This is a genomic window from Phenylobacterium sp. VNQ135, from assembly GCF_049445735.1.
Taxonomy (GTDB): Bacteria; Pseudomonadota; Alphaproteobacteria; order Caulobacterales; family Caulobacteraceae; genus Phenylobacterium.
On record NZ_JBMSDS010000005.1, the window covers coordinates 460,487 to 483,254 of the forward strand.

Sequence of the window (22,768 nt, forward strand, 5' to 3'; positions counted from 1 at the left end):
TTATGGCCGAGACCGAAGGGGTGTCCAGTGACCGCAAGCTCGCTCTGGTTCGATCACGCGTTGCTCGCCGACGGCTGGGCGCGGGGCGTGCGGCTGACGCTCGCGGGGGGGCGGATCGCAGACCTGCAGCGGGACACGGCGCGGCGTCCGGGCGAACCAGCCTACGACGCCGCCCTGCCCGGCCTCTGCAACCTGCACAGCCACGCCTTCCAGCGCGGCATGGCGGGCATGGCCGAGGTCGCCGGCCCGGAGGGCGACAATTTCTGGACCTGGCGCGAAGCCATGTACCTGTTCGTCGACAGGCTGACGCCCGACCACAACCGCGCCATCGCCGAGCTCGCCTTCGCCGAGATGCTGGAGGCGGGCTTCACTCGCGTCGGCGAGTTCCACTATCTGCACAACGATCTGGACGGCCGCGCCTATGCCGATCCGGCCGAGATGGCGCAGGGAATCGTGGGCGCCGCCGAGACCACCGGCATCGCGCTCACCCTGCTGCCGGTCTTCTACGCCCATTCCAACTTCGGAGGGCTGCCGCCCAAACCGGGCCAGCGCCGCTTCATCCAGGACGTGGACGGCTTCGGCCGTCTTCTGGAGGCCAGCCGCGCCGCAGTTCGAGGCCTGCCCGACGCCACAGTGGGCGCCGCGCCGCACAGCCTGCGCGCCGTCACGCCCGAGGAGCTCGGCGACGTCGCCGCCATGACGGACGGTCCGATCCACATCCACGCCGCCGAGCAGGTGAAGGAGGTGGAGGACTGCCTCGCCTGGTCGGGCGCACGGCCCGTGGAGTGGCTGCTGGCGAACGCCGCCGTCGACCGCCGCTGGTGCCTGGTGCACGCCACCCACATGACGCCCGACGAGACGGCCGGACTGGCGAGGAGCGGGGCGGTGGCGGGCCTCTGTCCGGTGACCGAGGCCAACCTGGGAGACGGCGTCTTCCCGACACGGTCCTATCTGGCCGCGGGCGGCGCGTTGGGCGTGGGCACGGACTCCAACGTGCTGATCGAGGCGGCCGCCGAGCTGCGCGGGCTGGAGTACGCCCAGCGGCTGGTGGATCGCGCGCGCAACGTGACGGCGCGGGGGCCGGGCCGCTCGACCGGCGCCGCACTGTTCCAGGCGGCGCTGGCCGGCGGCGCCCAGGCGCTCGGGGGCGAGGCGGGACTGCGTATCGGCGCGGCGGCCGACGTGGTCGCCCTCGATCTTGCCCATCCGTCGCTGGCCGGACGCGCGGGCGACGCCCTGCTGGACGCTTGGATCTTCGCCTGTCGCGACAATCCCGTGAGCGCCGTCTGGCGGCGCGGCCGCCAGGTGGTCGCCCAGGGCCGGCACATCGACCGGGATGCGATCGTCACGCGCTACCGCGAAGCGCTCGCCCGGATCACCGCATGAGCGGCGAAGCCTCCCTGCATCGCCGGATCCGCGCCGAGGTCCAGGGGCGCATCCTGTCCGGCGAATGGCCGCCGGGCCACCGCATCCCCGCCGAGCACGAGCTGATGGCGGCGTACGGCTGCTCCCGGATGACGGTGAACAAGGCGCTGGGGCCGCTGACGGAGGCCGGGCTGATCGAGCGGCGCCGACGCGCCGGCAGCTTCGTCGCGAGGCCGAAGATCCACTCCGCGGTGCTGGACATCCCTGACATCGCCGCGGAGGTGGCGGGCCGCGGCGAGGCCTATGCCTATGAGCTCCTGGCGCGCGAAGAGCGGCCCGCGGACACGGCCGAGGCGGATGCGCTGGATCTGCCGCCCGGCGCTCCCGTCTTGGCGTTGAGCTGCCTGCATCGCGCCGGCGGACGCCCATTCGCCCTGGAGGAGCGCCTGGTGAACCTGGCCGCCGCCCCCGACGCCCGCACGGTCGACTTCGCCGCCACGCCGCCGGGCAGCTGGCTGCTGGGCCACGTGCCCTGGACCGAAGCCGAGCACCGGATCGGCGCCGCCGCCGCCACGCGATCCACCGCCCGGGCGCTGGCCATTCCGGCCGGCGCAGCCTGCCTCGTGCTGCAACGGCGCACCTGGCGGGGCGCCGACCGGATCACCGAGGTGCGGATGACCTTCCCCGGCGAGGCCTACGACCTGGTCGCGCGCTTCACGCCCTCGCAGGCCTGAACGCAAAGAAGCCTCCGGCTCGGGCCGAAGGCTTCCTCGTCACGCGGGCGCACCCGCGTCAGCAATTTCGGCCGTCTTACTTGGACGGGCTGGTGTCGGGCGTGTTCGCCGTGGTCGCGCCGCCATCGGCGTTGCCGGCTTGCTGCTCGACCGCGTCCGCCTGAGCGTTGAGGGCCTTTTCCTGCGACTCGTTCGGCGTGGAGGCGGCTTGTTGCTCGAGAGCATCGGCCTTCTGTTCGGCGGCTTGGTCTTGCTTGCTGCTGCAGGCGGCGAGCGACAGAGCGGCGATGGCCGCGAAGGCGACAGTGCGGAGTTTCATGGGGCAGCCCCTTCTTAAGGTTGGAAGCTGAACCGTAACGACGAGACTTATCTTTTGGTTCCTCACGCGGGCGTGATCTCTGTCGGCTTACGGTCATTACGGGGCCGGACAGCGACGCCGAGCCGCGCCCCTCCGCCGCGGAAAGCCGATGGCGCCAGGCGCGAATTACCCTATGCCTTGGAGGCGATGCGCACCGACATCGCCCAGGATCCGAGCCTGACGCCCGAAGAATTCGACTTCCTCATGGCGACCCGCGGCTGGGCGTTGTTCCCCAGAGCGCTCGCCGATCGCGATCTCGAGGCGCTGCGCGCCGATCTGGATGTCCTCTACGACCGCTGCCGCGACGTGCAGGCCCGCAACGGCGTCGCGGCCAACATGGAGGGCACCGCCCACCATCTGGTCGGCTACGACACGAGCCTCGACCGGCTGATCGACGACTTCCCGCTCTACGACTGGGTCGAGCGGTTCTTCGGCGGCAAGTTCATCCTGCTCAATTTCGGCGCGTCGCTGAACCCGCCGGGCTCGAGCGCCTATGTCGCCCGCCCGCACCGCGACGTGCGCCAGTTCACGCGCGACGTCCGCATGTCGCTGAACATGCTGATCATGCTGGACGACTTCTCTCCCGAGACCGGCGGCACCCTGATGCTCAGCGGCTCGCAGCTGGTCGAGCAGATCCCGCCCACCGACATGTTCCTGCGGCTGGCCGAGCGCGTCACGGGCAAGGCAGGCGACATCGTCCTGTTCGACAGCCAGACCGTCCACGCGGCCGGCGAGAACCGCGGCAACGCCCGCCGCCGCGCGTTGACCCTCTGCCTCGGCCGGCCGTGGCTGAAGCCCCAGATCGACTACCAGCGCTACATCCCGACGCCGCAGGCCGAGCTGTCCCCGATGGCTCAGCAGCTCTTCGGCTATCACGCCCGCGTCGCCGGCAGCCTCGACGAATACTACCAGCCGCCCGAGCGCTGGACCTTCAAGGCGGACCAGAAGTGAGCGTCAGCGAACAGGAGCGGCTGAGCGCCGTGGTGGCGTCCTACGGCGAGGCGTACGCCCCCTTCGACGCCAAGATGCGCGACTACATGATGCGGGCTTTCGAGCCGCACTTCCGCGACGGCCGTTGCTTGCAGGTCGGCTGCGCGCACGGCGACCAGACCAGCCTGCTTCTGGATCGCTTCGGCGAGGTGACCGTCGTCGAGGGCGCGCCCGAGTTCATCGCCAGCACCCGCGCCCGGGTGGGCGATCGCGCCCGCTTCGTGGAATGCCTCATCGAGGACTACGAAACGGACGAGCGCTACGAGACCATCCTGTTCGCCCACGTGCTGGAGCATGTGGAGGATCCCGTCGTCGCCATCCGCAAGCTGCGCTCGCTGCTGACGCCCACGGGCCGGCTGTTCCTGGTGGTCCCGAACGCCGAAGCAGCGTCTCGACGGATCGCCGTGAAGATGGGGGCGCTCAGCCACCTCGAAGCCCTCAGCCCCGACGATGTCGCCGCCGGCCATCGCCGGGTGTATCGCCTCGACACGCTGTGCCGCGACACGCTCGAAGCCGGCATGAAGATCGCCCAGACGGGCGGCATCTTCTTCAAGCCGCTGGCCAACTTCCAGCTCAACGAGCTGATGGGCGGTCCGCTCGTCAGCGAGGCCTTCATGGAAGGCTGCTACCAGCTGGGCTTCGAGCACCCGACGTTCTGCGCCAGCATCTACGTCGTGGCCGAGGCCGGCTGAACCGCCTCCATCACCAGCACCTCGACGGCGCGGCCCTGCTTCGTCGCCTGAGCATCTCGTCCGATCTCCCTGAAGCCGCATCTCTCGTAGACCCGCCGCGCGGCCGCATTGGTCTCCAGGACACGCAGTTCGATGCGGTCCAGTCCAAGCGCGAAGCCCCGCGCCACAAGTAACGCCACGGCCAGGCGCCCGACGCCGCGGCCACGCTCGGCCGCATCGCCGATCATGGTGTGCAGCTCGGCCCAGCCCTCCGTCCGCCGCAGAGGCGAGAAGAAGGCGACGCCCACCAGCCGCGCGGGCTGCGCGTCCTCCACCTCGATGCCGAGGCGGAGCTCGTCCTCGGACGGCGCGAGCCAGCGGGTCATGTAGGGCAGCGCCTCGGCCTCGGTGCGGGGCGTGAAGTCGCGGACCAGGTGATCCCACAGTTCGGGCGTCTGGTACCAGGCGTGCAGCCGCGGCAGGTCCTCGGCGCGCAGCGGGCGCAGACGCACCTGGAGCGGGGGCTCCGCCATCACTCGTCCGCCGGCGGGAAACGGTAGGCCGGGAACGGCGTCGTGCAGGTCGTCCGTCCGCCGCTCAGTTCGGCGTAGCGCGCCGAATCCAGGATGGCGGCGCAGAAATAGGCGGTGGTCTCGTCGTTGGAGAAGCCACGCTTGAAATAGGTCAGGCCGTCCTCGTCGGCCTGAAGGCCGGCGCCGCCGCCCAGGTTCACGAGGTCCAGGTCGGACAGCAGCCGCAGCGATGCGTCGTTCACCGCATAGGCGGCCGAGCGCCGGTAGCCGTCGGCGCTGGTCGCAGCCAGCAGGCTGTAGCCGACCTTGGTCTCCGGGTCCGACACCCACAGGTGCATCGACACGATCTCGCCTTCGGCGAAGGCGGCGACCGCCGTCAGGCCCTCCACCTGCGCCAGGCGCTCGAAGGCGGCGCGCGAGAACGCGCTCAGGCCGTGGATGTCGTGCCGGTCGATGAGATTGCCATAGAGACCGCACCAGTCGTCGATGTGCTCGGCCAGCGGCACGACCTCGGTCCGCACCTTCTCGTGCGCGCGCCTGATCTTGCCGCGATGGTGCTTGGTGAACTCCACCGGCCGCCGATGGTCGACCAGCATGTGGGTCTTGAACGGCATGCACAGGCCGAACGCCGCCTGCATCTGCGCCAGCGGCGGCGACGCGGACGGATCGGGCACCAGGCCGATCGACACCAGGCCCTGGCCCCTCAGCCAGTCCAGGCCGCCCTTCAGGTCTGCATCCGGCCGGAAGGGCGCCAACGGATAGATGCCCAGCGCATCACGGCCGCCGCCGGGGATGTCCCGCGCCAGCACGTGAGCGCCCCAGGCCTCGACCCACAACGGCTCCGCCACGTCCTCGAAGACGCGGGCGTAGGCGGCGCTGGCGTACGGATGGCTCATCGGCAGGCCAGGAAGGTGTCGGCGACGCGGGCCATGTCCGCGGCGTCATAGCGATGGTCGCAAGGCAGCGTCAGCAGCCGCCGCGACAGAGCATGCTCGGCGGTGAACTCGGCCGCGGGCGACGGAAGGTCGGCCCAGTGCCGGGCGCAGAAGACCCGCCGCTCAGCCATGCGCGCGGCCACGGCGCCGGCGTCGTCCGTCAGCACCGGCACGCCCAACGGCGCGCCCGCCAGGAGACGCGTCGCGTCGAAGAGCGCGTGTTCGCCCACCTGCTCCAGCAGGCATTCGGCGTTCCGCCGGCGCGCCTCGGCGATGGCGGGCCGGTCGAGCGCATCCAGGATGCGGTGCGACACCTCGCTCATCGGCCGGGGGGCGACATCCATCGCCGCCTCGGTCGCGCGGTAGGCGGGGAACCAGACGTCCCTGCGCGCGCCCGTCGGATCGGCCGCCCGCATCCGCGCGGGCTCCAGGCGGCTGAGATCCTCGTCTGGCGCCCACAGCGGAGGCGCCAGGCGCTCGCCGGAAACCAGCACGCCGCCGTCCGCCACACCGACCATCTTCCGTGGGCTGTAGAGCACGTGACGCCCCCAGGGCGCGGGTTCGGGCCACAGCGCCTGGGCGCGATCCTGCACCCAGACCACGTCCGGGAAGCGCGCGGCCAGTTCCGGCAGGGCGCCTCGCGGGGCCCCGAAATAGTCGACGCCCAGCACCGCATCGCCCCTGCGAAGCTGGGCCGCCACATCGGCGCCTTCGGGGGTCAGCGCATCGCCGACGGCATAGAATCGCACCTCGCGCCCGTCGCGGTCCGCCGCCTCGGCCGCCGCCCGGCAAATGTACGCCGGCAGCCAGACCCGCCTCACGCCCTCCACGGCGAAGAGGTGGGCCAGCGCGGCCCGGGCGTTCCAGAAATCCAGCCGGTGGCCGGGACCGAAGTCGGCCCGCGAGCCTGCACGCCCTGGCGTCTCGAGGCCGAAGAAGCCGCCGATGGGGTCGGTGTCGTCCGCGCCGGACGTCGCGCGCCGCGAGGCTGGCACGGGCCGCCTCAGGTGCGGATGGGCGCGGGCCTCATCGGCCGAGCACCCCGGCGATGGCCCCGCACACGGTCTCGACCTCGGCCGCCGAAAGGTCGATAGAGAACGGCAGACCCAGAACCGTGCCGGCCAGGCGCTCTGTGTTCGGCAGCGGCAGGCGCGGATAGTCGGCGAAGGCGCGGTGGGTGTGCATGCCATGGCCCCACCAAGCCCGGGTCTCGGCGCCGGCCGCATGCACGGCGTCCAGCACCGGCATGGTCGACGCCGCATCCTCCAGCCGCGCGACGCAGGTGGTCGAAATCCAACGCTCGCCCCAGCCTTGGGGCAGGGAGATGCCGGGCACCTTCGCCAGGGCCTCTCGATACCGGCGGGCGACAAGCATGAAGGCGGCGCGGCGCTCCTCCCACTCGTCGAGGCCGGCAAGGCCGATGGCGGCGGCGTACTCGCTGAGCTTGCCGTTGGTGGCGGTGATCCGCGCCTCGCGGCTGCCCAGGAAGCCGAAGTTGGCCTTCAGCTTCACGGCCGCGATCAAGTCGGGATCCCGCGACATGACAAAGCCGCCCTCGCCGACCCCCAGCACCTTCGTCGCGTGCAGGCTGACGGCGGCGAGGCCCGCGACCGGCCGAACCGTGTCGAAGCCGGGCGCGGCGTCCAGGACCACGGGCACGCCGGTCTCGCGATAGAAGCGGTCCCACGGCTCGGGATCGATCGGCTGGCCGCAGACCGAAACCGGCATGACGGCGCCGAAGGCCTCCGGATGCGACGCCAGGGCCTCGCGGGCGATCTCCGGCGTCAGGGTCCCCGTGTCGTCGACGTCGGCGAACAGGGGGACGAGGCCTGCGTCCACCGCGGCGTGGACCGAGGCCGAGAATGTCCAGCTCGGCACGAGGCAGAAACGGCCGGGCTCGGCGCCGGCCGCCTGCAGCGCCAGGCTGAGGCCGACGGTGGCGTTGGAAATGGTGGTGACGCCCTCAGGCTCCAGCCCGAAGCGGGCCGCCAGGCGGGTTTCCAGCTCCTGGCAGAGCGGGCCCCAGTTCGAATACCAGCGCGCCTCGTCGATGCGCTGGATGTACGGCGCGAGCGCCGACAGCGGCGGCAGGCGCGGGCGGGCGACAGGGATGGCTTTGGGCGTATGGAGGTGAGGGCTGGCCGGCGCCGTGACCTCGTCGAGGTACGGCGGCAAAGCGATGAGCGCGCGCGAACGCCTGGCCTCCATCGCACGGACTAGCGGCTGCGTCGCGAACCTTGTCAATGCAACCGCCCCGGGCCGGGCAGCATGTCGCAGAGCCCTGCGTCAGCCCCTGACGGCCTGCAGCACCTGCGAGATCGGGATCTCGAAGTCGGAATGCTTCTCGTCGTTCCCCTGCTCGCCGCAGAGCATGGTCATCTCGTATCCCAGCTCGCGCATCAGGCCGTAGTAGGTGGCCCAGTTGAACAGGTTGCGCTGCGACAGGATCACGAACCGGAAGTCCGTCCGCGCGAAGACAGCGTTGAGCACGGCGGACCCGCCCGGTGCGACCACGACGGAGGCCTCCTGGTACATCCGCACCTGGTCCTCGAAGCTCATCGTCTCCGGATAGAGGATCTCGAAGCCCTCGGCGGCCAGCGCGGCGGCGATCTCGTCTTCGTTGACCACCCGCCGCCAGTTGCGGGACTTGCGGCCCAGGTAGAGCTTGCGGCCGCTCCTTCCCGTGGGCGGCAGCTTCGCCGCGACGCGCTCCTGCAGATAGCGGAAGCCGCCCACCGGCAGGCCGCCCATATAGTCGTTCGGCACCTGGTGATCCGGGACCACATGGGTCGGGAAGAACGTCGACGGCCCCCCGACCAGCAGTTCGCGACAGCGCAAGGCGTGATCGCGCGGCAGCTCCACCACCGGGTTCGGGACCAGCAGGCGCAGGTATTCCAGATGCTGCACCGGCATGCCCGCGTCGACCACGATCGGCAGGTCGGCGAACCTCGGATGGTGTTCGAGGTAGCTCAGCCGGCACAGATACTCGGGAACCCAATGGCCGTAATAGTCCGTGGTCCAGCCCGAAAGCATGACCGCCGCGTCGAGCTCCATGAGACCTGCGGCGCGCGTGTCGTAGAGCGCGCGCTCGGCGTTCCGGACCACCCGCCGGTCGTGGTTGAACGCCAGGAAGCGACCGAAGCGCTCGTCCGCCATGGTGTCGCTCAGCAGGTTCACGTCCGGCGTCACGATCACGGTGGACTTCGAGAAGATGGTCGCGTCGGGGACGGTGGCCGCATAGGGCACGTAGCCGGGAACCTGCACGACCTCGTCCGTCGGCTTGGGCTCGCCGAATACCGGCGGCGTCCGCGAGGGGATGATCTCCCGCTCGCCGACCCAGGCCGGCGCCGCGCCCCGACCCTTCAGCCACGCGGAGACCGTGCCCACCGGCTTGGCGACGAAGCCATCCGGCATCTCGCCGAAGCGGCCGGCGTCGAACAGCAGCCTCGCCCAGGTCGTCGCGGCCGCGGACCCCGGCAGCCGGGCCGCCGCCTCTTCGTAGATCGCCTGGGCCTCTTCGAAGCCGTAGGCGGCCACCGCCGCCTCCAGCAACAGGCAGGCGGCCTCCAGATGCTGGGGCGAGGCCCGATGCGCCGCCAGCAGCGCCTGAGCCGCGTCGGCGTGGGCGCCGAGGTTCAGCGAGGCGGAGCCCAGCACCAGCAGCGTCAGCGGGTCGCCCGAGCCCAGCGCCAGCGCCTGCGACACGCACTGGATCGCCTCCTCGTTCCGGCCGAGCCTCAGATGCACGTAGCTTTCGTAGACCTTGAGCTGCGGGTCGTCAGGCAGGGCGCCTTTCAGGGACTCGAACAGCTCCGACGCATCGGCGATGCGCCCCTGATTGATCAGGGCGGCCAGGAGTTCGCGGACCATCTGGGCCTGGTCAGGCGGCGCGGAGAGCTCGCTCATGGCGACATCTGCCGGTGCGTCGCGGAATTCCGCAACTGCAGCCTTCAGGCCCAGATCGAGACGCCGAAGTAACGGCGCTCAGCGCCTGTGATGGGCGATGGCGTCCGCGAGCCCCGGGAGACGCTCGCACAGCGCCCGTTCCAGCGCCTCGCGCCGATCCCACAGGTCGAGATACCAGTCGCGGCGCGCGGCGATCTGATCCGCGAACATCCGCCGTTCGCGCACCTCAGACCACGCACATAGCGTCATCTCGCGGCGCTTCGCGTCGTTTCCGAGCGCATCGGCGAGCAGTCTGGGCCAGTCCTGGGTCCGTTGCGCGATCAGACCGTTCTCGCCGTGGCGAATGACGTCAGAATAGACCGTCGGCGAGGCGATCATCAGCGTGCCGCTCTGCGCGGCGTCCAGGAACTTGGCGTCGCTTTTGGTGTCCTCGTAGGCGTTCCCCGCCAACGGCGACAGGGTCACGCTGCAGGCGCGCATCACCGCCAAGTAGCGGTCGTACGGTACGATGTCCTCGTATCGCTTCCGTCTCGTCGGCAGCGCGTCGAAGACGGCGCGGTCGCCGACGACGAGGAACTCAACGTCCGGGAACTGACGGACCACCGGTCCCAGCGACCGGGCGACCTCCACCGCCAGCGGCCCGCGCGAGACGGCGCCATAGAACACCCGCCGCGGTCGCTCCCGCGTGGGAAACGGCGGAAGCTCGAAAACGGCGTTGGGGAAGACCCGCACCTCCGGATTGTGCTCCGCCAGGGCCTCGGCGAGCCGCGGCGTCGACGTCTGGACCGCCGCCATGGCGCGGACTTGCAGCCAGTCGAGCGCGTCGGGCTCGCGCGCCTGCACGCGGGCCATCACACCAGGATGGTCGTCCGTCTCCAGCACCGGCAGCCAACCCTTGGCCAAGGTCTCGGCCAGCCATTGCCGCAGGTACGGCTCGGGGTAGCGGCCCGGCCGCTGGGACACCACGATCTTGGGCGTATCGGGCGGCAGGTCCGGCAGTTCGAAGGGCCGCAGATGCCAGCGCGCGGTCACGCACGGCTCGGTGTCGAGTTGCTCGGTCGGAAGGCGGGTCCGGATGTCCATGAGCGCCGGAGCGAACGCCCAGAGTTCGACATGCAGACGGGGCGATCGCAGCCCCCCCCGCCGCGCGAGCACGAGCACCTCGCCGGAATCGTCCGGCCGAGCCTTCGCCAAGGCGAGCCCCGCGTCCTCAAGCGCGGCTCGGCTCCGCTCGAAGTCACCTTCGACACGCGCCACGAGGACTCCGTCCGCCGCCAAGCGGAAGCTTGCCTCCAATATTTCGTCAAGGTCAGCATTGGAGTCCGAGACGATCAGGTCGACGAACTCTCCGTCCGCCGCTGGGACGCCCCTCTCCACGCGCGCGCGCGGGTTGCGCAGGCCGTAATGCGGCGCGAAAGCCTCATAGCGCTCCCCAATGTAGCGCACAGAGCGAGCAGTCAGAGGCGCCGCGCGCAACAGACCACAGTCGGCCGATAAGAGGCCAATGCGGTTATGGCTCGGCGGTTCGGACAAGGCTGCTCCGTACGTGGCTCGCCAAGGACTACCGCTGAGCGGCAGATCGCCTCAAGTGAGACTGCTTAGCCAAGCGGCACAGCGCACGGCTCCGGCGTCGGATTGGCCTGACGCCTACTCGGCGGGTTCGCCGGGAGGCTTCTCGGCGAGCTCGCGCAGGTACCGGCCGTATTCGCTCTTGGCCTGGAGGTCGGCGACCTTGATCAGCTCGTCGCGGCCGATCCAGCCCTGCTGATAGGCGATCTCCTCGAGACAGCCGATGCGCAGGCCCTGGCGCTGCTCGAAGGTGCGGATCAGCTCGCCGGCCTGGATCAGGCTGTCGTGGGTGCCTGCGTCCTCCCAGGCGAAGCCACGGCCCAGCAGTTCGACGTGCAGCTTGCCCTCTTCGAGGTAGACCTGGTTGAGGGCGGTGATCTCCAGCTCGCCGCGGGCCGAACGGGTCAGGGTCTTGGCGATCTCGCTGGCGCGGCCGTCGTAGAAGTAGAGGCCGGTCACGGCGTAGTTGGACTTGGGCTTCGCCGGCTTCTCCTCGATGGAGAGGGCCCGGCCGTCCGAGGTGAGCTCGACGACGCCGTATCGCTCCGGGTCGTGCACCGGATAGCCGAAGACCGTCGCGCCTTCGCTGCGCTCGCCGGCGCGCTTCAGCATCTGGCCGAAGTGCTGGCCGAAGAAGATGTTGTCGCCCAGGATCATCACGCTGGGCTCGCCGCCGACGAAGTCCTCGCCCAGCAGATAGGCCTCGGCCAGACCGCCCGGCGTCGGCTGCACCACGTATTCGAACCGCACGCCGAACTGGCTCCCGTCGCCCAGCAGCCGCTTGAAGGCCGGCTGGTCCTCGGGCGTGGTGATGATCAGGATCTCGCGCACGCCGGCCAGCATCAGGACCGACAGCGGATAGTAGATCATCGGCTTGTCGTAGACCGGCAGCAGCTGCTTGGAGACCGCCAAGGTCAGCGGATGCAGGCGCGTGCCAGCGCCCCCCGCCAGGATGATGCCGCGCCTCACGCCTTGACCAGCCCCAGCCGCTCGGAATGGAAGCCGCGCTCACGGATGCGCTCGACCCAGTCGTAGTTCTCGACGTACCAGCGCACCGTCTCGGCCAGGCCCTGGTCCAGGGTCACCTTCGGCCTCCAGCCGAGCTCGCGCTCGACCTTCGAGGCGTCGATGGCGTAGCGGAAGTCGTGCGCCGGCCGATCGGTGACGAACTCGATCTTCTCGGCGTGGGCGGTGTTGCCGGGGGCGACCTTGTCCAGCTCCGCGCAGATCATCCGCACGACCTCGATGTTGCGGTGGTCGGCGTCGCCGCCGATCGCATAGGTCTCGTGCAGCCGGCCTGTCTTCAGCACCGTCAGCAGGGCGTCGGCGTGGTCGTCCACGTGCAGCCAGTCCCGCACCTGCCGGCCGTCGCCGTAGACCGGGATCGACTTGCCCTCCAGCGCCCGCGTGATCACCGTCGGGATCAGCTTCTCCGGGAATTGGTAGGGGCCGTAGTTGTTCGAGCAGTTGGTGATCACCACGGGCAGGCCGTAGGTCCGGCCCCAGGCGCGCACCAGATGGTCGGCGGCGGCCTTGGACGCCGAATAGGGGGAGGTGGGATCGTAGGGCGTCTCTTCGGTGAACTCGCCGTCCTCGCCCAGCGCCCCGAACACCTCGTCGGTCGAGACGTGGTGGAAGCGGAACGCCGACTTCGCGGGCTCCTCCAGCTTGGCCCAATAGGCGCGGGCGACCTCCAGCAGCACTGCGGTGCCCATGACGTTCGTCTGCACGAAGTCGATCGGCCCTTCGACCGAGCGGTCCACATGGCTTTCAGCGGCCAGGTGCATCACCGCGTCGGGCCTGTGCCCGGCGAAGATCGCCTCGAGGCGGGCGCGGTCGCAGATGTCGGCCTGCTCGAACGCGTAACCCGGGTGGCCCTCGACCGAGGCGACGTTCTCCAGGTTGGCGGAATAGGTCAGCGCATCGAGGTTCACCACCTCGTGGCCGTCGTGGATAGCCCGGCGGATCACCGCCGACCCGATGAAGCCGGCTCCGCCGGTGATCAGGATCTTCATGCGGCCTTTCTGGTCGTTCGCTTTGCGGCGCCCCCGCCGCGAGTAGAACCGAGTTCACCCCTCGTCGGCCGTACTTACAGCGAAACGCCGGCCGCTCAACCCTGCAGGGTGCGCGCGGTCTTCGGTCGAAATAGGCTAGAAGCGGATGTCTCCGAGGTCCTTCAGGCGCGGCAGGATCTGGTCCTTCTCGGAAAGCACGGGCTCGCCATCGAGCGGCCAGGCGATGCCGAGGTCCGGATCGTTCCAGATGAGGCCGCCCTCGGTCTCCGGCGCATAGAGGCCGTCCACCTTGTAGAAGAGCATGGTGTCGTCCACGAGCGTGACGTAGCCGTGGGCGAAGCCGCGCGGCACCCAGAGCTGCTCGCCCTTCTCCGCCGTCAGGGTCGCGCCGGCCCACTGGCCGTAGGTGGGCGAGCCTGGGCGGATATCGACCGCCACGTCGAAGATCGCGCCCTGAAGCACCCGCACCAGCTTGCCCTGGGCGTGGGCGCCTTCTGGAAGTGCAGGCCGCGCAGGGTGCCCTTCTTCGTGTTGAGCGCCTGGTTGTCCTGCACGAACTCGGTGTCGACGCCGGCCGCGGACATCGCCTTGCGGCTCCAGGTTTCCGAGAACCATCCGCGGGCATCGCCGAAGCGCTTGGGCGTGATAAGCAGGACGTCGCGCAGGGCTAGCGGCGTGATCGCGGTCATGTCGTCTGTGAGAGGCAACCGGGTTCAGAAGAGGCGCGATCCGACTTGGAAAGAAGCGATCCACAGATGTAGATCGAAGCGGCGCTCCGCCGCGCCGCGCGACGTATCTGATCTCCTAGTGTCTTCCGCGTTATTAGGAAAAGGCCTCACAGATGGTCGCTGTAACGATCGCCATCCCTGCGTATCGAACCGCCTTCCTGCCCCAGGCGATCTGCAGCGCTCTTACCCAGACGCACACGAATTTCGAACTGCTTGTTTCGGATGACAGTCCAGACCACTCCGTCTCCGAGCTGGTAGGGCGGTTTCGAGATCCGCGTATCCGCCTCATCCGAGGCCCTCGCCTCGGCTTGGTAGCGAACAGCGTCCATGTGTGGGAGCAGGCCTCTCACGACCTCCTCAAGTATCTCTACGACGACGACCTGCTCTACCCCACCGCCGTCAGCGAGCTAGCGGCAGCTTTGCAGGCCAGGCCGGCATGCGCCCTCGCCGTCTGTCGTCGCGACATCATCGACACCTGGGGGCGCCGCCTGCGTAGCCCCCCCGGGTTTATCGGGGGCGATGTGGCCGAGTTCGGGCGGGGAGTTATCGCCCGGCACCTAGTGACCAATCTCCAGAACGTCCTTGGAGAGCCCACGGCCATGATGCTGCGTCGTTCGGCCTTCCCCGACGCCTCCTGCCTCGACAACTATGCCGGGTTCCCGATCCGGCACCTCATCGACGTCGCGCTCCAGATGAACGCCTCCGAGCGCTCAATCACGGTGGCGCTGCCAGCCACCCTCGCCGCCTTCCGGCAGCACCATGGACAGATGTCCTCGCTGCAAGGCTCGCCGACATTTTCGGCTGGGTTGTTCGAATGGGAGATATGCTTGAGAGGCGCCGTTGCGCGCGGGGTGGTGGATCCGACGGCAGCGGCTCAGGGCGTTCCTCGCCTGGACGCGCTCTATCAGCGGTTCGGCGAAGGATATGGAGAGATCGACCTCCTGCGCAGAGGTCTCCCTCAGCTGCATGAACAGTTGGCCGCCGGCCGCACCGACACGCTCACCGAGGAGTTCCGCGCGCACCTGGACATTGCCCGCACCTGGATCGAGGGACGGCGTTCAGACCCCACGGCAGAGATGGCGGGCGAGGGTCAAGCCGGTTCCGAAGCCCACGAGGCCGGTTCGCGCGCACAATGCTGGGTCGACCAGATCTCCGCCACCTCGGTGGCCGGCTGGGCGTGGATACCCGACGCGCCGGAACAGCGGGTTCGGGTGGAAGCCGAGTCGAGAGGCCGGGTCATCGGCCACGCCGTGGCGAACCAGGTCCGGCCCGAACTGGTCGAAAGCCGCGTCGGCGACGGTGCCTACGGGTTCGAGCTGCGGTTCTACCAGCCGCTGACCGACGGCGATTCGCCGGAGCTTCGCTTCTATGGGCCGGAGGTGGCAGTGATGCCGATCGCTCTGCCGCCGGGCCCCGCCACCGCCGAACGTCAGCTGTAGAGCATCGTTACGACAGCCCTGTCGCGTCGATGCATTCGCCAGTGTATCAAGCCGACGCGGGCGCCGTGTCCGCCGGGTGCAACTGCGTTCTGGGAGTGAACATTGGTCGATACGTCGGGCCGCAAGGTCGCGCTGATCACGGGCGTGACGGGGCAGGACGGGGCGTATCTCGCCCAGCTGCTGCTGGAGAAGGGCTACGTGGTCCATGGGGTGAAGCGGCGGTCGTCGTCGTTCAACACCGGCCGCATCGAGCACCTGTACCAGGACCCGCACGAGGCCGATCCGCGGCTGGTCCTGCACTATGGCGACCTGACGGATGCGACGAACCTGATCCGCATCGTCCAGGAGACCCAGCCGGACGAAATCTACAACCTGGCCGCCCAGAGCCACGTGCAGGTGAGCTTCGAGACCCCCGAGTATACGGCCAACGCCGACGCCATCGGCACGCTCAGGCTGCTGGAGGCGATCCGCATCCTGGGGCTGGAGAAGAAAACCCGCTTCTACCAGGCCTCGACATCCGAGCTGTACGGCCTGGTCCAGGAGGTTCCGCAGAAGGAGACGACGCCCTTCTACCCGCGCAGCCCCTACGGCGTCGCCAAGCTCTATGGCTACTGGATTGTGGTGAACTACCGCGAGGCCTACGGCATGCATGCCAGCAACGGCATCCTGTTCAACCACGAGAGCCCGATCCGCGGCGAAACCTTCGTCACCCGCAAGATCACCCGGGCGGCGGCGGCCATCGCCCACAAGCGGCAGGACAAGCTCTTCCTCGGCAACCTCGACGCCCGGCGCGACTGGGGCCATGCCCGCGAGTACGTCCGTGGCATGTGGCTGATGCTGCAGCAGGAGCAGGGCGACGACTATGTGCTGGCCACCGGCGTCACCACGACCGTGCGCCAGTTCGTGGAATGGGCCTTCGAGGACGCCGGCGTTCCGCTGCGCTGGGAAGGCGAGGGCGTCGACGAGAAGGGGTACGATGCGAGGACCGGCGCGTGCCTGGTGGAGATCGACCCGCGCTATTTCCGGCCGACCGAAGTCGACCTGCTGATCGGCGACGCCACCAAGGCGAAGGAGAAGCTCGGCTGGACGCATGAGACCAGCGCCCGTGAGCTCGCCCGCGAGATGGTCCGCGAGGACCTGAAAACCATGCTCAGCGAACCCATCGCGAAGCACCCATGACGACGGCGTACGAGCTGGCGGGAAAGCGCGTCTGGGTCGCAGGCCACCGCGGCATGGTCGGCTCGGCGGTCGTGCGACGGCTGGCCGCCGAAGGTTGCGAGGTGCTGACCGCTGGGCGCGCGGAACTCGACCTCATCCGGCAAGCCGATGTCGAGGCGTGGATGGAGGCGAACCGGCCGGATGCCGTGGTGCTGGCGGCTGCGAAGGTGGGCGGCATCCTGGCCAACGACACCTACCCGGCCGACTTCCTGTACGAAAACCTCATGATCGAGGCGAACATCATCCATGCCGCCTTCCAGGTCGGCGTCGAGAAGCTGCTCTTCCTTGGATCGTCGTGCATCTATCCGAAGCTCGCGCCGCAGCCGATCCCCGAGGACGCGCTGCTGACCGGACCGCTGGAGCCGACAAACGAGTGGTACGCCGTGGCCAAGATCGCCGGCATCAAGCTCGCCCAGGCCTACCGCAAACAGCACGGGCGCGACTTCATCAGCGCCATGCCGACGAACCTCTACGGGCCCGGCGACAACTTTGACCTGAACTCCAGCCATGTGCTGCCGGCGCTGATCCGCAAGGCGCATGAAGCCAAGGTGCGGGGCGACGCCACGCTCACCATCTGGGGCACCGGTTCGCCCCGCCGCGAATTCCTGCACGCCGACGATTGCGCCGACGCTCTGGTCTTCCTGCTGAAGACCTACTCCGACTTCGAACACGTCAACGTGGGCTCGGGCGAGGACATCCCGATCATCGACCTGGCGCATCTCGTCTGCGAGGTGGTGGGGTTCCGGGGCGAGATCGTGTGCGACACCTCGAAGCCCGACGGGACGCCGCGCAAGCTGATGGACGGCGCGCGGCTCGCGGCGATGGGTTGGCGCCCGCGCATCGGTCTGCGCGAGGGTATCGCCGACGCCTACCAGAGCTTCCTGGCCACGGCCGACGCCGCGCCGTCCGCCCCCATGAAGCCGCTCTGAAGAGCAACGACAATATGGCGCGTGGCGTGGCCGGAACTCCGGTCTAGACGCGTCGGTGAATGCTAGGCAGAACGGGGGGGGGGACTCTGGAGGGTGACGGATTCAGACGAGCGCTGCGCGCTCATCGCCGTGACCTTCCGGGTCTGTTGGATCAGGGTGATCCATGCGACTGGAATATCCGTGTGGACACTGACATCGTAAGCAGGCTGTTCGATCCAGCATGGTACCGCAGCCAGGCCAAGCTTGATACGTCAGTGGACGCGCTCGCGCACTTCCGGCTCGCCGGTGCAAAGCGCAAGTATTCGCCTCACCCGCTGTTCCACCCCGAGTTCTATGTCTGGCAGGCCGCGGAGCTGGGGCCTGTCGGCGACTGTCCCTTCACGCACTACCTGACGGAAGGCTGGCGGGCGGGCCTGAGCCCTCACCCGATGCTCTCGGTGCCATGGCTGCGCCAGCAGCACCCGACACTGCAGGACGCCGAGCCGATTCAGTTCCTGATGGACACCGGCCTGGAAAAGGTCGCCTTCTCTCCGCTCTTCGTCCCGGGGCCCTATCGCGCGGCGCGGCCGCATCTGGCCTCGAGCGATGGGGCGGATTTCGCCCGCCATTTCATCACGGTCGGCTGGCGGGATGGGCTTCCGACCCATCCCCTTTTTTCGCCCGACGCCTACGTCCTCCAGGCGCCTGCCGCCGCCACCTACGAATTCGGCGTCGCGGCGCACTACGTCCAGGACGGATGGCGGTCGGGAACTCCCATCAGCCCGGCTTTTGACCGGCACTGGTACCTTCGCCAGCAGCCAGCTGCGGCCAGCCTCGACGCGGCCCTCCACTACATCAACATCGGCTGGCGTCTCGGAGCGAGCCCAAACCCGCTCTTCGATGTGAGCTGGTACGAGCACCAGATCGGCGGCGCGCCAGGCAACGAGAGCCACCTCGAACATTACCTTTCGAAAGGCTGGCGGGACCACAAGAGCCCCCACCCTCTGTTCGATCTTCACTGGTATGTGGCCGCCGCGAAGACTACGGGCGCGGTTCACCCTTACCTGCACTTCCTTGCCGTGGGCGACGCCATGCGCCACTCGGCGCATCCGCTGTTCAACCCGACGCTGTACCTCGCCTGGTATCCCGACGTCGCGGCTTCCGGCGTACCACCGCACCGGCACTACGCCGCCGCAGGGCACCGGGAGATGCGCCGGCCGCATCCGATGTTCGACCCCGAACACTACGCCTGGCACAGTCCGAACCCGGCGGAGGCGGTCAGAGGCGGCTTGCTCCACTACCTCCGGGCCCAACCAAGCGAACGGCGGCATCCGCACCCGCTCTTCGACGGCGAGGCCCTGCGCGCGCAGAGCACCCGCGCCATGGCTGGGGTGGATCCTCTCGTGGACTATGTGCAGTCGCGGATGGCGCCCCGGTCGAAGACCATCTCGGCGGCCGCGTGGAAGGGCCGCGTCAAAACCCGGAGGTCGTCCGCGCAAGATCCGAGCAAGTCGCGGCCCCGGCCGGGTCACCAGCCGCTCGTTTCGGTATTGCTTCCCGTCTACTCAAGTCCCCAGCCGCACCTTGCCCGCGCGATCGAGAGCGTTCGAGCTCAGACCTATCCTGCGTGGGAGCTGGTCATCGTCGATGACGGCTCTCCCAAGATGGACACCTTCCGGTTCTGCGAAGGCGAAGCCCGCCGAGACCCGCGGCTGAAGGTCATCCGCAACAAGAAGAACGGCGGGATTTCCGCTGCGACGAACACCGCGCTCAACGCCGCGACGGGTGAGTTCGTGGCGATGCTCGACCACGACGATGTTCTGAAACCCGAGGCGCTCGAGCTCCTCGTCGGCAAGCTCCTCGATGAAGAGGCCGACGCCGCCTACTCCGACCAGGCCTACATCACCGACGCCGGCGGCTGGGACGGCGAGTTCCACAAGCCCGACTGGTCCCCCACCTTCCTCTACGGCGTGATGTACGTCGGCCACCTCCTGATCGTGCGGCGCGAACTGGCCCTGCGGGTGGGCGGGTTCGACAGCAAATTCGACCGCGTGCAGGACTTCGAGTTCATGCTCCGCGTGTCCGAGCACACCAGCCGCATCGCTCACCTGCCCGAGATAATCTACTACTGGCGGCGGACGCCCGGCAGCATTGCACATGACGCGTCCGCGAAGGGGGTGATCGAGCCGCTGCAGGCTGCGGCGGTCAACGGGCACTTCGCCCGGACCGGGTTCCCCGGCGAAGCGCACCCGCACGAGCGCCTGCCCCACCGCCTGCGCATCGTCCCGAAGGTCGACACCAACGCCGCGCCGCCTGTTCTGATCGTCATGGGCGGCCAGCCGGACGAGGCCACACTCGCCAGGAGCCGGACGCTGCTCAAACGGTCAGGGACGGCCGCCCGTCTGAAAGTTCTGCACGGCAGCGGACAGGCGGCCATCTCCGAACTCGAAGAGATAGTGGCGCGCACCACCGAACAGACGCTCGTCTATTGGGACGCGTCGGCCCGGCCCAGTTCCCCGCAGTTCGTTCGCTATCTGGAGATGCACCTGTCCCGCGAGGACGTCGCCTGCGCCGCGCTCCATTCTTCGACTCGCGAGGGCTTGGTGGTGCAGGCCGGCGGCATGACCTCCGAGTCCGGCCTCCATGCCGCGATGAAGGGCTTCCATATCCGGGCCGACGGTCACGCCGGGTCGCTGGCGTGCGACCGGGAGGTCCGCGCCGTCCTCGGGCCAATACTCGGGGTTCGCCTGGACCGCCTGCGTGAGATCGGCCCCCTTGACCGCGATCTGGGATCGCCGGTGAGCGCGCTCGTCGACATCTCGATCCGCGCCCAGGGCCTTGGCCTCCGCAACGTGAATATCGCCGGATGCGTGGCGGTCGTTGCCGCGAACAGTTCCGCCTTACCCGCCGTGGATCAGATCCTTCTTGCTCAGAAGCACGCGGCCGTCTTCAGCCTCCCGGATCCCTACGCGCTTCCCATGTACGACACCGAGCGGGCCACCAAGCTTTCCGTATGAACATTCTGTTCGTTTCGCACTGCAATTTCACGGGCAACAGCGCCTATCACGTCGGCGCACTTTGCCGTCAGCTGAAGAAGCTCGGCCACACGACCACCGTCCTGGTGCCGGATCGGGCGGAGACGGCGGAAGAGGCCGGCTTTGGCGACCTCACCGTCTACACCTTTGCCGATGCGCTGGCGACCGGCCCGGAGGCCGTGACCATCGAGCGGCCGGACATCATCCACGCCTTCACGCCGCGGGACCATGTGGCGCGCGTCGCGAGGACCCTCAGCGCTCGGTACGACATCCCCTACGTCGTCCACATGGAGGACAACGAAGAGCAGATCGTCGCTGACGAGGTGGCGGGCTTCGATTATGCCGAGCTGCGCAACATGCCCGCCTACGCCAGCGCGGCGATCATCGGCATCGACCACCGATCCAACCCGGTAGGATATCGGGAGTTCGTCGAGAACGCGGCGGGCTATACCTGCCTCATCGACTGCCTCCTGGAATTTGCCCCGGCGGAGGCGCCGAACACGGTCTTCTGGCCAGGGTTCGAAGAAGAGTTCCTCGCCAGCCGCGAGCGCCGCTCAGAGGTTCGGGCGTCTCTGGGCATCGGGGCCGACGAGTTCCTCCTCGTCTATTCGGGCAATGTCCATGCTTCGATCGTCGCCGACATCCGGAGCCTGTACGCTGCGATCGCGCTGGTTCGGCGCCGAGGCCACAAGGTGCGCCTCGCCCGCACCGGCTGGGATTACGCCGACCTCGGGCTGTCCGACGAGGCGCAGACGGAGCTCGGCATCATCCGGCTCGGATTCCTGCCGCGCGCCGAATTGCCTGGCGTCGTCGGAGCGGCGGATCTCCTGGTTCAGCCGGGTCGCCCCGACCTGTTCAACGACTACCGCTTCCCGTCGAAACTGCCGGAATACCTCGCGACCGGCGTCCCCGTGGTGCTGCCCGACAGCAACATCGGCAAGGTCCTTGCGGACGGCAAGGAGGTGATCAAGCTGGGGAGCAGCGACGCCTACGACATCGCGGCTAAGATCGAGCTCATTCTGGCCGATCCCGCCCTCGCGCGCAGGATCGGAGCCGCCGGCCGCGAATTCGCGCTGGCGAACCTGACCTGGTCGCAGGCCGCCCAAACGGTCGAACAGCTCTATGCCGCCGCGCTGAAGCACAGCGGCGGACGGGACGGCACCAAGCAGGGCACCGCGGCCCAACCTGCTCCGACCGAACTCCCGGTCCAGCTCGTAGCGTTTTATCTGCCCCAGTTCCACCCTATCCCGGAGAACGACGAGTGGTGGGGCAAGGGCTTCACCGAGTGGACCAACGTAGTCCGGGCACCTCGAAACTTCCAGCTGCACGATCAGCCGCGGCTTCCGACCGAGCTCGGGTTCTATGACTTGCGGGTGGCCGAGACCCTGCACCGGCAGGCCAAGCTAGCTCAGGAATATGGGGTCGGAGGCTTCTGCTTCTATTACTACTGGTTCGATGGCGACCGCCTTCTGGAGACGCCGCTCGACCTGTGGCTCGCGTCCGGGCCCGATTTCCCCTTCTGCATCTGCTGGGCGAATGAGCCGTGGAGCCGCCGCTGGGACGGTTCCGACGCCGAAGTCTTGATGCCTCAGAGCTACGGAGAGGGCTTCGCCGAGAAATTCATCCTGGACGTGATGCCCATCCTGAAGGACCCGCGATACATCCGGGTGAACGGGGCTCCTCTCCTGATGATCTACAAGGCCTCGGATCTTCCCGATCCTCACGAGGCCGTCGCGACCTGGCGCCGGATCGCCAAGGAACATGGCATCGACCGCCTGCACATCGTGGCGAGCCAGTCCTTCGGCATCGGAGATCCGCGTCCCTACGGGATGGACGCCGCCGTCGAGTTCTCGCCGCCGCACGTGGGGCGCCGGCTCGTACACCCCAGACACCTGCTGGAGGTGGCTCCCGAGCACGGGATACAGGTTGATCCCCAGTTCACCGGCTATCTCGAGGACTATATCGCCGTGGCGGCGGACAGCATCGCGGCTCCGCAACCCGACTACACCTGGTATCGCGGGCTGTTCCCCAGGTGGGACAACACGCCCAGGCGAAAACGCGCCGCCCACGTGCTGATCAACGAGTCCGCCAAGGCCTACGGGTACTGGCTCCGCCACCTCGTGCGGGACGCCCTGGCCAGGCGCACCGAGAAGGCTCCGCTGATCTTCGTGAACGCCTGGAACGAGTGGGCGGAGGGCGCCTATCTCGAGCCGGACGATACCTACGGCCGGGCTTGGCTGGAGGTCACGCGGACGGCCCTGCTCCAGGGCCTTCTCGACTTCGCGCGAGCGCCGACCATAGACACCGAGCGAGCGTTTGTGGAAAGCGTTTCGCGGCTGCCGCGGCCGCGCAGCTAGTCACCTC

Annotated in this window: 18 protein-coding genes and 1 pseudogene; 9 read left to right on the plus strand and 10 right to left on the minus strand. The window is 68.7% G+C overall.

Annotation, left to right across the window (positions count from 1 at the left end; all coding sequences use genetic code 11):
• The first annotated feature begins 27 nt into the window (after window positions 1–27).
• Entirely contained in the window at window positions 28–1,386 is a 1,359-nt protein-coding gene (locus tag ACO2Q0_RS20015; RefSeq protein WP_423353278.1) for a formimidoylglutamate deiminase, read from the plus strand.
• Window positions 1,383–2,099, plus strand: coding sequence for a histidine utilization repressor (gene hutC / locus ACO2Q0_RS20020; RefSeq protein ID WP_423353279.1), 717 nt, complete (start codon window positions 1,383–1,385; stop codon window positions 2,097–2,099). The genes ACO2Q0_RS20015 and hutC overlap by 4 nt, the downstream gene beginning before the upstream one ends.
• 76 nt (window positions 2,100–2,175) lie before the next feature.
• Here hutC and ACO2Q0_RS20025 read toward each other — a convergent pair whose 3' ends face one another.
• Window positions 2,176–2,418 (minus strand): hypothetical protein, encoded by a 243-nt coding sequence (locus tag ACO2Q0_RS20025; protein WP_423353280.1) that lies wholly within the window; start codon window positions 2,416–2,418, stop codon window positions 2,176–2,178.
• Between the two features lie 186 nt (window positions 2,419–2,604).
• Between ACO2Q0_RS20025 and ACO2Q0_RS20030 the strand changes: the two genes are divergently transcribed.
• Together ACO2Q0_RS20030 and ACO2Q0_RS20035 are read left to right on the plus strand one after the other, a co-directional pair.
• Window positions 2,605–3,408, plus strand: a complete 804-nt coding sequence (locus tag ACO2Q0_RS20030) for a phytanoyl-CoA dioxygenase family protein (protein WP_423353281.1) — start codon at window positions 2,605–2,607, stop codon at window positions 3,406–3,408.
• Complete coding sequence (locus ACO2Q0_RS20035) at window positions 3,405–4,139, plus strand: methyltransferase domain-containing protein (RefSeq protein WP_423353282.1); 735 nt, start codon at window positions 3,405–3,407, stop codon at window positions 4,137–4,139. Before ACO2Q0_RS20030 ends, ACO2Q0_RS20035 begins: the two co-directional genes overlap by 4 nt.
• Here the strand turns inward: ACO2Q0_RS20035 and ACO2Q0_RS20040 are convergent.
• The 9 genes and pseudogenes from ACO2Q0_RS20040 to rfbC form a co-directional block, all read right to left on the minus strand.
• Entirely contained in the window at window positions 4,115–4,651 is a 537-nt protein-coding gene (locus ACO2Q0_RS20040; RefSeq protein ID WP_423353283.1) for a GNAT family N-acetyltransferase, read from the minus strand. The two genes, ACO2Q0_RS20035 and ACO2Q0_RS20040, sit on opposite strands and share 25 nt — an antisense overlap.
• Window positions 4,651–5,547 carry a hypothetical protein gene (locus ACO2Q0_RS20045; RefSeq protein WP_423353284.1) on the minus strand — a complete coding sequence of 299 codons (897 nt, stop codon included), beginning with the start codon at window positions 5,545–5,547 and terminating at the stop codon, window positions 4,651–4,653. The genes ACO2Q0_RS20040 and ACO2Q0_RS20045 overlap by 1 nt, the downstream gene beginning before the upstream one ends.
• Complete coding sequence (locus ACO2Q0_RS20050; RefSeq protein WP_423353285.1) at window positions 5,544–6,581, minus strand: hypothetical protein; 1,038 nt, start codon at window positions 6,579–6,581, stop codon at window positions 5,544–5,546. The genes ACO2Q0_RS20045 and ACO2Q0_RS20050 overlap by 4 nt, the downstream gene beginning before the upstream one ends.
• Before the next feature lie 31 nt (window positions 6,582–6,612).
• The gene (locus ACO2Q0_RS20055; RefSeq protein WP_423353286.1) at window positions 6,613–7,794 is read right to left on the minus strand and encodes a DegT/DnrJ/EryC1/StrS family aminotransferase; all 1,182 of its coding nucleotides are present in this window, start codon (window positions 7,792–7,794) and stop codon (window positions 6,613–6,615) included.
• Window positions 7,795–7,872: 78 nt separating this feature from the next.
• Window positions 7,873–9,492, minus strand: a complete 1,620-nt coding sequence (locus ACO2Q0_RS20060; protein WP_423353287.1) for a glycosyltransferase 61 family protein — start codon at window positions 9,490–9,492, stop codon at window positions 7,873–7,875.
• A 78-nt stretch (window positions 9,493–9,570) separates the two neighbouring features.
• Window positions 9,571–10,749 carry a glycosyltransferase family protein gene (locus ACO2Q0_RS20065; RefSeq protein ID WP_423353288.1) on the minus strand — a complete coding sequence of 393 codons (1,179 nt, stop codon included), beginning with the start codon at window positions 10,747–10,749 and terminating at the stop codon, window positions 9,571–9,573.
• 390 nt (window positions 10,750–11,139) lie between these two features.
• The gene (rfbA, locus tag ACO2Q0_RS20070) at window positions 11,140–12,030 is read right to left on the minus strand and encodes a glucose-1-phosphate thymidylyltransferase RfbA (RefSeq protein ID WP_423353289.1); all 891 of its coding nucleotides are present in this window, start codon (window positions 12,028–12,030) and stop codon (window positions 11,140–11,142) included.
• Window positions 12,027–13,076, minus strand: a complete 1,050-nt coding sequence (rfbB, locus tag ACO2Q0_RS20075; RefSeq protein ID WP_423353290.1) for a dTDP-glucose 4,6-dehydratase — start codon at window positions 13,074–13,076, stop codon at window positions 12,027–12,029. The genes rfbA and rfbB overlap by 4 nt, the downstream gene beginning before the upstream one ends.
• A 135-nt stretch (window positions 13,077–13,211) precedes the next feature.
• A pseudogene (gene rfbC, locus ACO2Q0_RS20080) lies at window positions 13,212–13,765 on the minus strand (dTDP-4-dehydrorhamnose 3,5-epimerase).
• A gap of 152 nt (window positions 13,766–13,917) precedes the next feature.
• Between rfbC and ACO2Q0_RS20085 the strand changes: the two are divergent.
• From ACO2Q0_RS20085 to ACO2Q0_RS20105, 5 genes are all read left to right on the plus strand, one after another.
• Window positions 13,918–15,243, plus strand: coding sequence for a glycosyltransferase family 2 protein (locus ACO2Q0_RS20085; protein WP_423353291.1), 1,326 nt, complete (start codon window positions 13,918–13,920; stop codon window positions 15,241–15,243).
• 102 nt (window positions 15,244–15,345) lie between these two features.
• Complete coding sequence (gmd, locus tag ACO2Q0_RS20090; RefSeq protein ID WP_423353292.1) at window positions 15,346–16,422, plus strand: GDP-mannose 4,6-dehydratase; 1,077 nt, start codon at window positions 15,346–15,348, stop codon at window positions 16,420–16,422.
• The gene (fcl, locus tag ACO2Q0_RS20095; protein ID WP_423353293.1) at window positions 16,419–17,390 is read left to right on the plus strand and encodes a GDP-L-fucose synthase; all 972 of its coding nucleotides are present in this window, start codon (window positions 16,419–16,421) and stop codon (window positions 17,388–17,390) included. The genes gmd and fcl overlap by 4 nt, the downstream gene beginning before the upstream one ends.
• Window positions 17,391–17,449: 59 nt before the next feature.
• Window positions 17,450–20,386: a glycosyltransferase gene (locus ACO2Q0_RS20100; protein ID WP_423353294.1), complete on the plus strand. Its 2,937-nt coding sequence runs from the start codon at window positions 17,450–17,452 to the stop codon at window positions 20,384–20,386.
• Entirely contained in the window at window positions 20,383–22,761 is a 2,379-nt protein-coding gene (locus tag ACO2Q0_RS20105; protein WP_423353295.1) for a glycoside hydrolase family 99-like domain-containing protein, read from the plus strand. Before ACO2Q0_RS20100 ends, ACO2Q0_RS20105 begins: the two co-directional genes overlap by 4 nt.
• The last annotated feature ends 7 nt before the right edge of the window (window positions 22,762–22,768 follow it).

Excerpts from the sequence above, each read along its gene's own strand:
- hutC (WP_423353279.1), top strand. The coding sequence starts at position 1,383 with ATGAGCGGCGAAGCCTCCCTGCATCGCCGGATCCGCGCCGAGGTCCAG.
- ACO2Q0_RS20025 (WP_423353280.1), bottom strand. The coding sequence starts at position 2,418 with ATGAAACTCCGCACTGTCGCCTTCGCGGCCATCGCCGCTCTGTCGCTC.
- ACO2Q0_RS20030 (WP_423353281.1), top strand. The coding sequence starts at position 2,605 with ATGCGCACCGACATCGCCCAGGATCCGAGCCTGACGCCCGAAGAATTC.
- ACO2Q0_RS20040 (WP_423353283.1), bottom strand. The coding sequence starts at position 4,651 with ATGGCGGAGCCCCCGCTCCAGGTGCGTCTGCGCCCGCTGCGCGCCGAG.
- ACO2Q0_RS20045 (WP_423353284.1), bottom strand. The coding sequence starts at position 5,547 with ATGAGCCATCCGTACGCCAGCGCCGCCTACGCCCGCGTCTTCGAGGAC.
- ACO2Q0_RS20055 (WP_423353286.1), bottom strand. The coding sequence starts at position 7,794 with ATGGAGGCCAGGCGTTCGCGCGCGCTCATCGCTTTGCCGCCGTACCTC.
- ACO2Q0_RS20060 (WP_423353287.1), bottom strand. The coding sequence starts at position 9,492 with ATGAGCGAGCTCTCCGCGCCGCCTGACCAGGCCCAGATGGTCCGCGAA.
- rfbB (WP_423353290.1), bottom strand. The coding sequence starts at position 13,076 with ATGAAGATCCTGATCACCGGCGGAGCCGGCTTCATCGGGTCGGCGGTG.
- ACO2Q0_RS20085 (WP_423353291.1), top strand. The coding sequence starts at position 13,918 with ATGGTCGCTGTAACGATCGCCATCCCTGCGTATCGAACCGCCTTCCTG.
- fcl (WP_423353293.1), top strand. The coding sequence starts at position 16,419 with ATGACGACGGCGTACGAGCTGGCGGGAAAGCGCGTCTGGGTCGCAGGC.
- ACO2Q0_RS20100 (WP_423353294.1), top strand. The coding sequence starts at position 17,450 with ATGCTAGGCAGAACGGGGGGGGGGACTCTGGAGGGTGACGGATTCAGA.
- ACO2Q0_RS20105 (WP_423353295.1), top strand. The coding sequence starts at position 20,383 with ATGAACATTCTGTTCGTTTCGCACTGCAATTTCACGGGCAACAGCGCC.